Annotated in this window: 15 protein-coding genes; 9 read left to right on the top strand and 6 right to left on the bottom strand. The window is 70.7% G+C overall.

Annotation, left to right across the window (positions count from 1 at the left end):
* Positions 1–69: 69 nt before the first annotated feature.
* Both AQJ84_RS23150 and AQJ84_RS23145 read right to left on the bottom strand, forming a co-directional pair.
* Complete coding sequence (locus AQJ84_RS23150) at positions 70–1,083, bottom strand: beta-ribofuranosylaminobenzene 5'-phosphate synthase family protein (protein ID WP_030038135.1); 1,014 nt, start codon at positions 1,081–1,083, stop codon at positions 70–72.
* Positions 1,080–2,075 (bottom strand): phosphoribosylaminoimidazolesuccinocarboxamide synthase, encoded by a 996-nt coding sequence (locus tag AQJ84_RS23145; RefSeq protein WP_198536301.1) that lies wholly within the window; start codon positions 2,073–2,075, stop codon positions 1,080–1,082. Before AQJ84_RS23145 ends, AQJ84_RS23150 begins: the two co-directional genes overlap by 4 nt.
* A gap of 127 nt (positions 2,076–2,202) precedes the next feature.
* Here AQJ84_RS23145 and AQJ84_RS23140 point away from each other — a divergent pair, with 127 nt between their 5' ends.
* From AQJ84_RS23140 to AQJ84_RS23105, 8 genes are all read left to right on the top strand, one after another.
* Positions 2,203–2,421 (top strand): hypothetical protein, encoded by a 219-nt coding sequence (locus tag AQJ84_RS23140; protein WP_128092189.1) that lies wholly within the window; start codon positions 2,203–2,205, stop codon positions 2,419–2,421.
* A gap of 400 nt (positions 2,422–2,821) precedes the next feature.
* Entirely contained in the window at positions 2,822–4,024 is a 1,203-nt protein-coding gene (locus tag AQJ84_RS23135; protein WP_053190963.1) for an MFS transporter, read from the top strand.
* Positions 4,025–4,280: 256 nt separating this feature from the next.
* Positions 4,281–4,973: a phosphoribosylaminoimidazolesuccinocarboxamide synthase gene (locus AQJ84_RS23130; RefSeq protein ID WP_078631524.1), complete on the top strand. Its 693-nt coding sequence runs from the start codon at positions 4,281–4,283 to the stop codon at positions 4,971–4,973.
* Positions 4,966–5,655: an SDR family oxidoreductase gene (locus tag AQJ84_RS23125; protein ID WP_030038140.1), complete on the top strand. Its 690-nt coding sequence runs from the start codon at positions 4,966–4,968 to the stop codon at positions 5,653–5,655. Before AQJ84_RS23130 ends, AQJ84_RS23125 begins: the two co-directional genes overlap by 8 nt.
* 38 nt (positions 5,656–5,693) lie before the next feature.
* Complete coding sequence (locus tag AQJ84_RS23120) at positions 5,694–6,092, top strand: hypothetical protein (RefSeq protein WP_128092190.1); 399 nt, start codon at positions 5,694–5,696, stop codon at positions 6,090–6,092.
* Positions 6,089–7,282, top strand: coding sequence for an MFS transporter (locus AQJ84_RS23115; RefSeq protein ID WP_051869548.1), 1,194 nt, complete (start codon positions 6,089–6,091; stop codon positions 7,280–7,282). Before AQJ84_RS23120 ends, AQJ84_RS23115 begins: the two co-directional genes overlap by 4 nt.
* Positions 7,283–7,305: 23 nt before the next feature.
* Positions 7,306–8,142, top strand: coding sequence for an HAD family hydrolase (locus tag AQJ84_RS23110; protein ID WP_051869549.1), 837 nt, complete (start codon positions 7,306–7,308; stop codon positions 8,140–8,142).
* A gap of 4 nt (positions 8,143–8,146) precedes the next feature.
* Positions 8,147–10,096 (top strand): prolyl oligopeptidase family serine peptidase, encoded by a 1,950-nt coding sequence (locus AQJ84_RS23105; protein ID WP_053190961.1) that lies wholly within the window; start codon positions 8,147–8,149, stop codon positions 10,094–10,096.
* A gap of 192 nt (positions 10,097–10,288) precedes the next feature.
* Here the strand turns inward: AQJ84_RS23105 and AQJ84_RS45125 are convergent, their stop codons facing one another.
* Entirely contained in the window at positions 10,289–10,357 is a 69-nt protein-coding gene (locus AQJ84_RS45125; protein ID WP_078631544.1) for a GMP synthase (glutamine-hydrolyzing), read from the bottom strand.
* Positions 10,358–10,399: 42 nt separating this feature from the next.
* Positions 10,400–10,933, bottom strand: coding sequence for an NUDIX hydrolase (locus AQJ84_RS41190; protein WP_157874943.1), 534 nt, complete (start codon positions 10,931–10,933; stop codon positions 10,400–10,402).
* Between the two features lie 123 nt (positions 10,934–11,056).
* Here AQJ84_RS41190 and AQJ84_RS23095 point away from each other — a divergent pair, with 123 nt between their 5' ends.
* Positions 11,057–11,608: a PfkB family carbohydrate kinase gene (locus tag AQJ84_RS23095; protein WP_030038146.1), complete on the top strand. Its 552-nt coding sequence runs from the start codon at positions 11,057–11,059 to the stop codon at positions 11,606–11,608.
* Between the two features lie 231 nt (positions 11,609–11,839).
* Here AQJ84_RS23095 and AQJ84_RS23090 read toward each other — a convergent pair whose 3' ends face one another.
* Positions 11,840–12,412 carry a MarR family winged helix-turn-helix transcriptional regulator gene (locus AQJ84_RS23090; protein WP_030038147.1) on the bottom strand — a complete coding sequence of 191 codons (573 nt, stop codon included), beginning with the start codon at positions 12,410–12,412 and terminating at the stop codon, positions 11,840–11,842.
* A 110-nt stretch (positions 12,413–12,522) separates the two neighbouring features.
* Entirely contained in the window at positions 12,523–13,464 is a 942-nt protein-coding gene (locus AQJ84_RS23085; RefSeq protein ID WP_037802089.1) for a TIGR03619 family F420-dependent LLM class oxidoreductase, read from the bottom strand.
* Positions 13,465–13,600: the final 136 nt, after the last annotated feature.

The raw sequence follows: 13,600 nt of genomic DNA, 5'->3' as shown, positions 1-13,600 counted from the left end.
GTTCCGATCCGTGTCGCTGCGGCTGCCTCGTGCGAGGCAGTGGTGCGCAGTCCGTCGTGTGCGCCGTCCTCACTGCGAGGCAGTGGTGCGCAGTCCGTCGTTGTTGGCCGTGGTGAACCAGAAGTCCCGGATCAGACCGCGGCGTTGCAGGTCCTTGGCCCAGCGTGCGGCCACCTCGGTGTCGTGCGGGAAGGCGAAGCAGGCGGGGCCCGTGACACTGAGCGCGATCGCGCCGATCGACGGCTCGGCGCGCCCCTCGTCGAGGACCTTTGTCACGGCCTCGCCCTGGAAGGCGATCTGGGCCTGCTTGAAGTGACCGGTGAAGGTGATCGCGTCGACGGCGGCGCAGAAGGCGTCGAAGTCCCGTTCCAGGACGGCCGGGGCGAGCCCCATGAAGACCAGGTGGGAGGTGCGCCACGACTCCTCGGGCGGAATCGGGGTGACCCGCTGGAACCAGGCGAGTTCCTCCTGGCCGCCCAGGTGCCGGCCGTGGGTGAGCATGACCAGGACGGGCCAGTCGGGGAAGTCGAGGCGGACCACGGGTCTGGGCGGGGGGACGTCCTGGGCGAAGCGGCTGGGCCTGAGGTAGGCGTGCGGATCCTTCGCGAACTCCGGCGGGTTGACGTGTCCGCCGTCAACGAGGAAGCCGCCGTACTCGGCAAGCCCGGTGCTGGCGCCGGAGGTCCGGCCGCGGCCCAGGATCCGGGCCAGTTCGCGCAGTTCGGGCCGACGGCCGCAGAGGTTTCCGTAGGCGCGGCCGATGGCCAGGAGGGTGTTGGTCTTGGAGCCGAAACCGCTGTGCTGGGGCAGCGGTTCGGTCACCGTGACCTCGGTGGGCGGGCCGTCCCACAGCCGCTGGAGAGTCGTGAGGGCGTTGGTCAGTTCGCGGGCCGTCTCTTCGGCGACTCCCCGGACCTGGGTGTCGCCGTCGGCGCGGGCGCGTACGTCGGCGGTGAGCCCAGGGCGGTCGACCGCCATGGCGGCGATGCCGTTGCGGCGCATCGAGGTGCCGTCGAGGCTGATGAGGGTGAAGCTGAGGCGGGCGGGCGCACAGACCCGTACGGCGGGTTCGTAACGGTTCACAGTCCGGTCCGCTCCTCGAGCCGGGCGCCGGTTGCGTCGGTGAACTCCCGCACCGCGGCCGTCAGACGTCGTCGGGCCGGGTCACCGGGTGTGGTCCATACGTCGGTGAGGGCGGCGTAGACCTCGGACACCGCGGCGATGGTGGTGCGGGCGAGGGGTTCGGGGCGCGGCCAGTTCGCGCGGGGCAGTCCGTCGCGGACGCAGGACTGGACGACCTCGCGCAGGCCGGGGTGGAGATGGCGCAGGAGTTCCTTGCAGACGGGTACGCCGTCGTAATAGAAGCGGTTCTCGTCGGGAGTGCCCGCGTGGTCGATGACGATGGGGGTGCCGGTCTCGTCGAAGCCGAACTCGGCTTTTCCGTCGACGAGTTGCATGCCGGTGCTGGCGCAGTGCGCGGTGAGGAGGGCGGCCAGTTGCTGCGCCCGCTTGACGATCGCGGCGATGTCCTCGTCCTCGATCCGGCCGACGGCCGCCGCCTCCGTGCGGGTCACGAAACGGTCGGTCTCCTCGAACTTGGTGGTGAACTCGACCATCGTCTCCGCGAGCCAGGGCGAGCCGGGCTCGCGCCGGTCCGGTACGAGGGCGGCGTCGAGGCGCCCGGCCGCGACGCGGCGGTGCACGGAGGACTCCCGGGGCAGGGCGTTGCGGTACACCACCTGCAGCGGGATCATGCCGCCCGGCCCGGTGCGCGCCCGGCGGCCCTCGAGGTCGATGTCGAGGAGCTTGACGCGGATGGCGTTGTCCGAGACCTGCTCGAGGAAGTGGGTCGGGATCCCTGCGTCGTGCAGCAGTCCGAAGGACTTCACCGCCATCGCGCAGGTGGCCCGTCCCTTGCCCGGTATCTCGTCGGGCATGACGCCGAAGTCGAAGACGGAGTAGCGGTCCGTGAACGTCAGGATGGCGTCACCGGGACGGCCGTCGGCGGGCGGTGTCAGTGTGTACAGATCCTTGGTGGACCAGCGTTTCATCGAGTTCCACTTCCGCTGAGACATCACGGGCACACTCCTGAAGACGATTGCGTCCCCACGGATGTGACAGTCACGGCCGATGGTTCGCACGGAGCGCGTCCGCTGGTAGCGCGCGGACCCCTCGAATGCCCCGGTCGGCGTGTCCACGGCCGTGAAGCAGGAGCTGCCCCGGTTCGGGGAGCAGACCTTCCGTGCCTGGTTCCGGACCCGCTCGCCGGCCGGTGACGGGCAACGGGGGCCGGTGCTGCTGTGGGTCGAGTCGTTCAACGATCATTTCACGCCTGATGTGTTGCGATCCGCGGTGACCGTGCCGGAGAACGCCGGTTCCTCGGTTTCCGGGTGTCGCGCGGGAACCAGTGCCGCGGGCTGACCTTGATTCCACCGCCCGGCTGGGGAGCGCCCAGGTCGCCCGGCGCACGGTGCGGGCCCTGGCGCCCGCGGTCCGCACGGGCGTGCCGGTCGTCGGCCACCCTGGTCCTTGCCGACGGCTTCAGTTGCCGCACCCGGATCGCGCAGCACACCGACCGGTCCGCCAGGCATCTGGCCCAGCGGATCGCCGGCGCCCTGAAAGCAGTGGCGATGCGTCCTGACGTACCGCCTCACGGCGGGCGCGGACCGGCCGGAACTGTTCCATCCGCCCCGGACCCGCTCTTGACAGGACTCTCAGCCAGGCAGAAACCTTACGAAATGATCTCCCCTGCCGGTGGTGCGCCACCGGCACAGTCAGGTCCGCGGCCGGAGACCGGCGCTCACCGACCCGAGGAAGACGCATGCCTTACCTGCACGTAATCCGACGTCCCTCGGTCTTCCGGCTCCTGACGGGCAGTTGGGTGGGACGGCTGCCGTCGGCGATGGCCGCGCTCGCCATCCCGCTGGCGCTGCGCGACAGTGGCGCCTCGTACGGCTTCGTGGGACTCGCGGCCGGTACGTTCGCCGTCTCGTCGGCGCTGGGTGCGCCGGTCGTGGGCCGCTGGGTGGACCGGCGCGGACAGACCGCGATCCTGGCCGCCACGGCACTGTTGGCCGCGGTCGGGTTCATCGCCATCGCCGCGACGCCCGACCGCGAGGCACTGGTGATCATCGGTGCCGCGCTCGCCGGTGCCGCGACTCCGCCGCTGGAACCCTGTCTGCGGGCACTGTGGCCGGACCTCGTGCCGCAGAAGGACTTGGAGTCCGCCTACGCGCTGGACTCCAGTGCCCAGGAACTGGTCTTCGTGGCGGGCCCGTTGGTGGTGGCGGGCACGCTGGCCGTGGCCACGCCCACCGCGGTGCTGTGGGCACAGGCGGTGCTGGGCCTGGTCGGCGTGCTGATCGTGGTCACGGCCGAACCCTCCCGGCGGTGGCGGCCCATGGCGAGGTCGGCCGACTGGCTGGGCCCGCTGCGCGAACGCGGCCTGGTCCTGCTGCTGGTGTGCCTGGCCGGCGTCGGCTTCGCCATCGGCACCCTCAACATCCTCGTCGTCCACTACGCGGAACACCGCGGCTTCCCCGGGGGTGCGCCGGCGCTCCTCGCCCTGCACGCGGGCGGCTCCCTCGTCGGCGTCCTGGTCTACGGCGCGCGCACCTGGGCGACTCCGCTGCCGCGTCGCGCGCTGGTGATCGCCCTGGGGCTGCTGTCGGGCTACGCGCTCCTGGTCCTGCTGCCCCCCGCACCGCTCATGGCTCCCCTGATTGTCCTCACCGGGCTGTTCCTCGCGCCGCTGCTCGCCACCACCTTCATGCTGGTCGGCGACCTAGCGCCGACCGGCACCACGACAGAGGCCTTCGCCTGGCTCATCACCCTGTTCGCGGCAGGCACGTCCGCGGGCTCCGCGGTCACCGGAGGCGTCCTGCAACGCGCCGACGAACACTGGGGCGCGGCCTGCGGGGCCCTTGGGGTCACGCTGACGGTGACGCTGCTGTTCCTGGGCCGTCGCCAATTGCACGCGAACAAGGACGTAAACGCGATTACGGCGCCGGCGGAATCCGTTTGAGGTTTATTTCTCGATATCCCACAAGCAGGTTGACGAGCAATCGACAGCGCGGCTAGGGTTCATGTTGAAATACGCTTGAGGGGCCTGATCGACCAGCGCCTCTCGCGTATCGCGAGACCTTCACCAAAAGTTACGCGCTTCTTCTGCGCGCCTTTCCCATGAGCCTTTCCCTTCGGCTTTCGAACCGGTGAGCCGTCGTTCCCCCTGCTCGCATGCACCACGTCTCAGAATGGATTCCGCCATGAATTCTGATGTGATGTCCCGCACACCCGACATTGAGGGACGCAGCAAGAAGGTATGGCTGCTCGACGACGACACCTGTCTGGTCGAGATGATTCCGTCCCTGCGGAGCTTCACCTACGACCGCGACGAATTGATCGACGGCACGGCCGAACTACGCCTCGATTTCTTCGAGTACGTCTCGGGCCGACTGGCCGCCGAGGGCGTGCACACCGTGTTCCGCGAGCGGACCGGCCCGCTGTCCTATCTCGCCGACTACCGGCCGGCCTCGCCCTTCGAGGTCATCGTCAAGAACCGCGCCACCGGATCCACCATCCGCAAGTACCCCGGCCTGTTCACCGAGGGGCAGCAACTCGAACGCCCCGTTGTCAAGTTCGACTACCGCACCGACCCCGAGGACCAGCCCATCGGCGAGGACTACCTCCGCCTGCTCGGCGTCGACGTCGACGTCCACCACGCGCTCGCCCAGCGCTGCAACGCGGTGCTCCGCAGTCTCCTGGCCCCCCTGGACCTGTGGGACTTCTGCCTGGTCATCGCACCGGACAAGGAGCGGGGCGCGGTCATCAACTCCGAGATATCTCCCGACTGCATGCGCCTGCGCACCACCGCCGGCGAGTGCTACGACAAGGACCTGTTCCGCCAGGGCGCCAGCGGTGCGGACATCATCAAGCGGTGGACCGAGCTCATGCGGATCATCACCCATGCGTAGGCGACAGGCCCTGGTGACGGGCGCGAACCGGGGCACGGGCCGCGGCATCCGCGACCGGCTCACCACGGACGGCTTCCAGGTGCACTGCCTGAACCGGCGCTCCTGCCCCGACCACACCGACCCCTTGACGGCCGACTTCGCCGACGGGCAGGCGGCATACGACGCGGCCCGCGCCGTCCTCGCCGACGTGCCCGGACTCGACCTCCTCGTCCTCAACGCCGTCACCCGCAGCCTCGGCACGCTCGGCGAACTGGCTCCCGCCGACTGGGACAGCGCCGTCGCGGTCAACCTCACCGCCAACGTACGCATCATCCAGGCGGCACTGCCCGCGCTGCGGGCCGCGGGCGGCCACATCGTCCTGATGGGCTCCCACGCCGGCGACCGGCCGTTCGAGGGCGGGGTGGCCTACTGCGCGACCAAGGCGGCGCTGCGCTCCATCGCCGAGGTGCTGCTGATGGAGGAACGCCCCCGGGGCGTGCGCACCACGCTGCTCAACCCCGGCGCCATCCGCAACTTCGACGACGACTTCGCGGAGACCAAGATGAGCGTCGAATCGGTCGCCTCAGTGGTGTCCTGGGTGGCCTCGACCCCTCCGGACACCGTGCTCGGCGAGGTCGAACTGCGCCCGGCCCGCCTGGGCACCCCACCCGCGACGGGTTTCGAACGCCTTCAGCACGTGTGACGCGGGGCGTGATCCCGCCACCTGATGGGAGCCTTGCCATGGCGCAGCACAGTTTCGTCACCCAATGGGACGCGGATTCAGGTGTTTTCCAGGCCGAGCAGCCCCAACCGGGTGGCAGGGAAGGCCGCTCAGCGACGTCGGTGCGAACCCGCGTCGAGTTCCGGGCCGAGGTCTCCGTGAGCATCGCCGAAGGCGACCAGGTCTGCGCCATCGACGTACGCGAGTTGCCCCAGCACGTCGCAGCGGCCATGCCGCAGGCCCGCGACGAGGAGACCGTGGGCCATGCCTGGCTGGACACCGGATGGCTGTGGATACCGCTCAGCCATCGCCCGCCCGACACCGAACTGACCGGTGTCGCGGACCTCGTACTGCACTTCGAGCAGGACGTGCTGGCCGGCCTCTCCCTGCGCTTCCTCGAAGGGGAACCCACACCGTGAGCTATCTAGGGCTGCTGCGCAGACCGTCCGTTCCGCGCGCCCTCGGCGGTTCGCTGATCGGACGACTGCCCACCGCGATGACGGCGCTCGCCATGACGCTCACCCTGCGCGCCCACGACGCGGACTTCCGGTTCGTGGGCATGGCCACCGCGGTGCTCGCCGTCGCGGGCGCCGTCGGCGGACCGGTGCTCGGCCGCCTGGTCGACCAGCGCGGCCAGACCAACGTACTGATCGTCGGCGCCCTGCTGTCGGTCTGCGGCACGCTCGTCGTCGCCCTGCTGCCCACCGAGCCGGTACCGGTGCTGCTGGGCGCCGCCCTGGCCGGGGCGGCGGCCCCGCCGCTCGAGCCGTGCCTGCGCACGCTCTGGCCTCATCTGGTCGGGCAGGACGACGTCCAGCGTGCCTACTCCGTGGATGCCGCGGCCCAGGAACTGGTCTTCATCGGCGGCCCGTTGCTGGTCGCGGCCACCGTGGCGCTCGGCAGGCCGGAGGCCGCGCTGATCCTGGCCGCCGTCCTGTGCCTGGCCGGTACGGCGATCATGGCGACCTCGCGCCCGTCCCGCGACTGGCGGGGCGAGCCCGGCAGGCGCGACTGGCTCGGTCCGCTGCGCAGCCGCCCGCTGGTCCTGCTCTTCCTCGGCCTCGCCGGGGCGGGCGCGGCCATCGGCGGCCTGAACATCGTGGCCGTCGCCTACGCCGAACGTCACCAAGTGCCTGGCGGCGCAGGCCTGTTGCTCGCCCTGTCGGCGTGTGGGGCTCTCATCGGCGCGTTGGTCTACGGCCGCCGCACCTGGTCGCTGGCCGCCACCGCCCAGGCGGTGCTCTTCGGCGTGGGCCTGACCGTGACCTACCTGCTCGTCGCCACCATGGCCACGGTCTGGCTCATGGCACTGATCTGCCTGTCCACCGGCCTGTTCCTGTCCCCGCTGCTGGTGGTGTCGTTCACGGTCGTGGACACGCTCGCGCCCGAGGGCACCGTGACCGAGGCGTTCGCATGGCTGATCACACTCCTCACCACGGGCTCCGCGCTGGGTTCGGCACTCGCCGGAGTGGTCCTGGAGACCTCGGGACCATCCCCGGCCGCCGCCTCCACCGCCTGCTGCGCCCTGATCGGCGTCGCCTTCCTGCTGCTGTGCCACCTACGGCCGGAGAACCGCCGCCGGGCTGCGATCCCGACCACGGCCGGATGAGGGCGGCCGGAATCATGGAAGCAATGGCGCCCCGCCTGCTCGCCAGCGACCTCGACGGAACCCTGCTGGACTCGCTCGGCAGGCTCACCGATCCCGTGGCCGCCGCACTCCACCAGGCCCATGACGCGGGGCTGGCCCTCGCCGTACTCACCGCCCGCCCTCGCCGTGACGTGCCCGCGGCGGTGTACGACCGGATGCCCGCCGCCACGTACTGGGCCTACAGCAACGGAGCGGTGATCCACGACCCCGCGTCCGGCGCACCGCACGTCACGGGCTTCGCCCCGGAACAAGCCCTGCGGCTCGTGGCCGCACTCCGCTCCGCCCACCCGACCTGGTCTTGCGCCCTGGACCTGGTCGACCGCACCCTCCTCATCGACCCCTTCCCACTCCCGGCCGCGGCCCGCTGGAGCCACGTCGTACGCCTGCGCACGACCGCCGAGGCGCGACTGCCCGACGTCGTACCGAAGATCCTCGTGCACACGGCGACGGCCTGCGACGCGGCCGTAGTGGCCGAGGCCCAACGAGTGACCGGCCAGGAGGCGCTGGCCACCGCCTCGGGACCACACTTCGTCGAACTCATGCCACCGGGCGTCGGCAAACCCCAGGCCCTCACCCACATCTGCGTCCGTCTCGGCATCTCCCTCGACGCGGCCGTGGCGGTCGGCGACGGCCTCAACGACCTGGCCATGCTGCGCTTGGCGGGCCTCGGCGCCACCCCGGCCAACGCCCCCCCGGAGGTGCGCCGCGCCGCAGACCTGGTCCTGCCGTCGAACGACCAGGACGCGGTGGCCGTCCTGATCGGCCGACTGCTCGCCCGTCACCCCACGCCGCCGCCCTCCCCCGCACGCCCGACGAGGTGAAACCGTGTCACAGTCCAAAGAACCGATTCCCTACGGCAGTTGGCCCTCCAGCCTCAGTGCCGCCGACGTCGCCGAGGGAATGCCGTCGCCGGAATGGCTCGGCTTCGTCGGCGACGAGGTCTGGTGGACCGAGTCCCTCGCCCACGACGGCGGCCGCAGCGCTCTGATGCGCCGCGCCCCGGACGGCGTCGGCGCGCAGGTCCTGCCACCCGGCTGGGACGTGCGCACCCGCCTCCACGAGTACGGCGCACGCCCCTGGCGCGCCCTGTCCGCCCACCCTGCCGACGGCATCGTCTTCACCCACTGGACCGACCAGCGTGTCTACCGGTGGCGGCCGAACACCGACCCCGAGCCGCTGACGCCGCCCGCGACCGTCCAAGCCACCTGTCGCTACGGCGACTTCGCCGTCCGCGGCGACGAGGCCTGGTGCGTGCGCGAGACCATCCGCACGGAAGGCGACACCCCCGCGCAGGTGCATCGCGACCTCGTGGCGCTGCCGCTCGACGGACGCGCCGCCGGGGACCGGAGCGCCGTACGCGTCCTGGCGTCCACCCACGACTTCATGACCGGCCCGCGGATCGAACCCGGCGGCCGGCGCGTCGCCTGGATCGGGTGGAACCACCCGGCAATGCCCTGGGACAGCACTGACCTCATGGTCGCCGAGATCTCCCCCGACGGCACACTGCACAACCTCACCCGCGCACTCGACGGCGGGCGACAGCAGTCCGTCACCCAGGCGGAATGGGCCGCCGACGGTTCGGGCCGGCTGTACGCCGTGACCGATCCCGAGGGCTGGTGGAACCTGTACGAGGTCACCCCCGGCGGGCCCGCCCGCAATCTGTGTCCGTTGGCCGAGGAGTTCGGCGAGGCGCTCTGGCGAATGGGGACCAGCTGGTTCCAGCCCTTGTCCGACGGCGGGATCGCGGTCGTGCACGGCACCAGCGAACGCAGACTCGGCATCCTCGCCCCGGACGGCGATCTCACCGACCTCGGCCCCGGCGGCCAGTACACACAATGGAGCACCCCGGCCACCGACGGGCACCGCATCGCAGCGGTCGCCGCAGGCCCCGACCACAGGCCCACGGTCGTCCTGGTCGAACCGCACCAAAGGGAACCGGAGCCGCTGCGCACCGATCGCCGGACGCTCGCCGCCACCCCCTACCTGCGCACCTATCACGGTCCGGACGGCGAGCCGGTACACGCCCACGTCCACCCGCCGCACCACCCGCGCGCGACCAACCCCGACGGCGAACTGCCGCCCTTCGTGGTCTTCGCGCACGGCGGCCCCACCAACCGCAGCCCGCTGGTTCCACTCGACCACATCACGTACTTCACCAGCCGCGGGATCGGCGTCCTGGACGTCCAGTACGGCGGTTCGACCGGTTTCGGCCGGGCCTACCGGGACCGGCTGCGCGGCGCCTGGGGCGTGGTCGACGTACAGGACTGCGCTGCGGCGGCACGCGGCATCGTCGCCGACGGACTCGCAGACCCGGACCGCATCGCCATTCGCGGGGCCAGCGCGGGCGGCTGGACGGCGGCGGCCTCCCTGATCGCCGAACCGGACCTCTACCGCGCCGCCGCGATCTACTTCCCGGTCCTCGACGCCGACACCTGGCGGCGCACCACCCACGACTTCGAATCGCGCTACGCCGAGACCCTGATCGGACCCTGGCCCAAAAGCCGGGAGCTGTACGAGCAGCGTTCACCCGTGCACCGCGCGGACCGCATCCGCGCCCCTTTCGTGCTGTTCCAGGGAACCGAGGACGCGATTTGCCCACCCGGCCAGGCCGAACAGTTCCTGAAGCAGCTGGAGGGCTCGGACACCCCCTACACCCACCGCCTCTTCGAGGGCGAGGGCCACGGCTTCCGCGGCGCGGCGACCGTCATCCACACCCTGCAGGCAGAACTCGCCTTGTATTCCCGGGTCTTCGGCTTCCACCTCGCCCCCGAGTGACCGGCAGCCCGCGCCCGGAGTCCGTCGCCGCCCAGGCTCCCCTGACGACGTCCCGTCCCGGCGAGCCCGAAGGATCTCCCACAGCCGTGGAACCCCGCGCCCACCCGACGCGACAGCGGGCCCTCACCCTGCCCGTCACCGCCCCCACAAGCCGAAACCGCCGACCAGGGGTGAGGATCGCGGCGGAGACTGTCATTCCCAGCCAATCGTCCCCGGCGGTTTCGACGTCACGTCCAGGACGACCCGCTTGATTTCGGGCACTTCCGAGCAATGGTCACCTCGCCACCCAGTTGGCGGCGCTTCTCAGGCGAAGTTCTGAGGAGTCTCCTCGATCTTGAGACTGCCGTCGGCCTCGTAGCTGTAGCGGATGAAGCGAACGGCCCCACGGGGAGTCTCATTGACGACCGTCGGGATCAGCCACGGCAGATCCTCGACGAGCGGCAACTCCCCCAACCGGTCGATGCGGTGCCAATCGGGCACGCCCTCCTCGGACGAGCCCGTCTCCTGTTCGACTGTCTCCGCGACGAACGTGAACAGCATGATCCCGGGGTCGCCCGGACCCATGTCGATGTTGATGAGCGCGGCCAGCCGGAAGGCGTCCGGCTTGAGGATGATCCCGCTCTCCTCCTGCAACTCCCGCTGCGCAGCCGTCAGCGGATCCTCGCCCCGTTCGATATGGCCGCCGATTCCGTTGTAGAGACCCGGCCAGATCTTTTTGTCCGGGGCCCCACGAAGCAGGAGGACACTGTCCTCGCTGCGTGCGAAAACGAGAACACGGGGGACAATCTGATGCCGAGGACCTTTGCCGAGACCTTGGTTCTCCGGTCCACTTGCCACTGACTGCCTCCCGCTCGAACGTGAAACCGACTCAGTCGGCGGTCGCCCGTCCTGTGGATAGATCCAGCGACGCGACCGACTGTTAGCCTGATCATTTTCCAGGGTAGGTGGGTTCGCTTGGAAATGCTCCTGATCGGCCATCCGGTGCTGGATCAAACGGACTTAGCCACTCCGCCCGCCATCGGACACATGGGACTCACGCTGGGCGAAACGGTTCGGCGCCCCCACGCCGACTTGGCCGCGCATTTTCCCGGGCGACGGCTTACGCCGGGAGAGGTCCGTCTACATCAGAGCGCACTGCGGAAAATTGTCCCCCGCTGCCAACTCGTCCTCGGTACGGAGGAAGAGTTCGCGGAACTGGCGGAGGCCGGCCCCCTCGTCCTGCTGACCGACATGTCGGCTGCGGGTCCGAAAGTCGTGATGACCCGCGGGAGCCTGGGCGCCGTGGTCGCGGAGAACGGCCGCCTGCGTTCGTACACAGCGGTCATACCGCCGTCGGTTGTCGACACCACAGGCGCAGGAGACGCGTTCGCCGCCGGTTTCCTCCTGTCCACGACGGCGGGAGGAGACACGGATGACGCGATGACTTCGGCCGCCACGCTGGCCGCTCACATGGTGGGCCACCTGGGCGGCTGGGCATGCGACTGCCGAGAGCCAGGCGGTGTCCCGCGCTAGCCTCGTGCTTTCGCGAGACGGCTTGTCCCGGGGGTTGACGAAAGAGGGCCCCTTCGGTGGTCCCCCCAGGCCGGGGCCATGTTGCTGGTGGAGACGCGAGACCCGTCTGGCTGCGGCGATATCGGCGGCGCCGGCACCGGGGCGCAAGGCAGGGCGGGCGGCTCGGATCACCTCGCCGGCGGCCGGACCGGTTCTTCAGACCGCCGGGGTCGAGGCGGGCCCTGCCGGGCTTCAGGCCTTCGCGCGGCGTCCGCTGCGGCGGGGTGCGGGCTCGGCGCCGTCGAGCAGAGTGACGCGGCGCTCCTCACCCTCTTCCTCGACCTGACGCACGACCCTGCGCAGCCCCTCCGCGACGCTCCGGCACTCCTCGTCGCTGAGCCGGCCCGCGACGAAGGCCTCCTCCTCGTTGAAGGCCGGGAACAGCCGCCGCATCAGCTCCTCGCCCTCCTCGGTCAGGCTGAGCAGCACCAGCCTGCCGTCGGACGGGTGGCCGGCCCGCCGCAGCAGCCCCCGCCCCTCCAGCGTCCGGGCGACGCCGGTGAGCGTGCCCTTGGAGATCCCGGCCTCCTCCGCGACGTGCCGGGTCTCCGACTCGCCCCACACCCAGACCACCCAGAGCACGACGAACGCCGTCCAGGTCAGGTCCGCCCCGCGCAGCACGGAGTTCTCCAGATGCTGCCGGACGGCCGAGGCGGCGCGGTAGATGTTGGCGACGACGGCCATCTGCTCCCGGCGCAGCGGGATGCCGCCGAGCTTGGCCTCGGCCAGTTTCTCGGCTTCGGCGATGGATCGCTGGCCCGGCATGGGCACACTCCTTCGGCCACAGGGTGCGTGGGTCGCGGATGTTGTTCGGACTCAAATTGTACGAAAGGACGTACCGACCGAGAGTCCGCTCCCCGCGAGGCCCGACCGCTTCACGCAGTGAGCGCCTCCACGCGGCGCATCACGTCACGGCAGAACGCGCCGATCGCTTCCGGGTCGTCGATGAACTGGTTCGGCTTGACGCAGAACGTCGTGAAGCCCTGTTCCAGCTGCTGCGGGATCACCGCGAGCGCCGCGCCGAGGTCCGCCGTGGAGTGGTCGTCGGGGAACGTGGCCTGGGTACCGCCGATCATCTCCAGCTCGGCGATGTCCCGGCCGGCCGCGGCCATGGCGTCCTTGAGCACCTGCATGTCCTGCGGTGTCGGCCGGCCCAGCGGGTGGAATCCGTGGCCGAAGCGCACGAGTCTGCGCAACACGGGGCCGTGCAGGCGCTGACCGCCGAACCACAGCCTCGGCCCCTCGGGACGGAAGGCCTTGGGCTCGAAGTAGACGTCGCGGAACGGGTAGTGCTCGCTGTCGTGCGAGATCGGGGACGGCCCCCAGGCCTTCGCCCAGACCTCCAGGTGCTCGTCGAGCAGTCGACCCCGCTTCCCGAAGGGCACTCCCAGGGCGTCGTACTCGTCCTTGCTCCAGCTGACCGTGGGCTGCACCAGCAGCCGCCCCTCGCTGATCAGATCCAGGGTGCCCAGCTCGCGTGCCATCAGCAGCGGATGACGCAGAGGTGCCAGCACCGCGGCGGCGGCCAGACGCAGGCGCTCGGTGACGGAGGCGATGGCGGCGAGCAGCAGCAGCGAGTTGGGCCAGGGGGTGTACGGGTCCTGGTTGCCCGGCAGGGCGTAGTCGCGGGGGTTGCCCATGATGCCGTCGGCGGCGGCGTCCGGGCCGAGCACGATGTGTTCGCTGACCATGACGGAGTCGAATCCGGCGTCCTCGGCCTCGCGGGCCCACCGCACGGCGGCGGACAGGTCCGCCCGGCCGCCGGTGAGGGTCCAGTTCTCGCTGAGGACGAGCAGCATGCGGGGCGTGTCGGTCATCGTGGGCATCCTTCGCTTGCGGCGACCGTGAGGGCGCCGACAGGTCATGTGCCCCCTACTCGGGGGGGGGGTGATCGAGCGGTGGGGCCGGTGCGGCCGACGGCGGACAGGCGACGGCCACGGACGCACCGGCCGC

Origin of the sequence: Streptomyces resistomycificus (assembly GCF_001514265.1) — a bacterium.
Taxonomy (GTDB): domain Bacteria; phylum Actinomycetota; class Actinomycetes; order Streptomycetales; family Streptomycetaceae; genus Streptomyces; species Streptomyces resistomycificus.
This window is presented reverse-complemented; position numbering and strand designations above follow the sequence as displayed.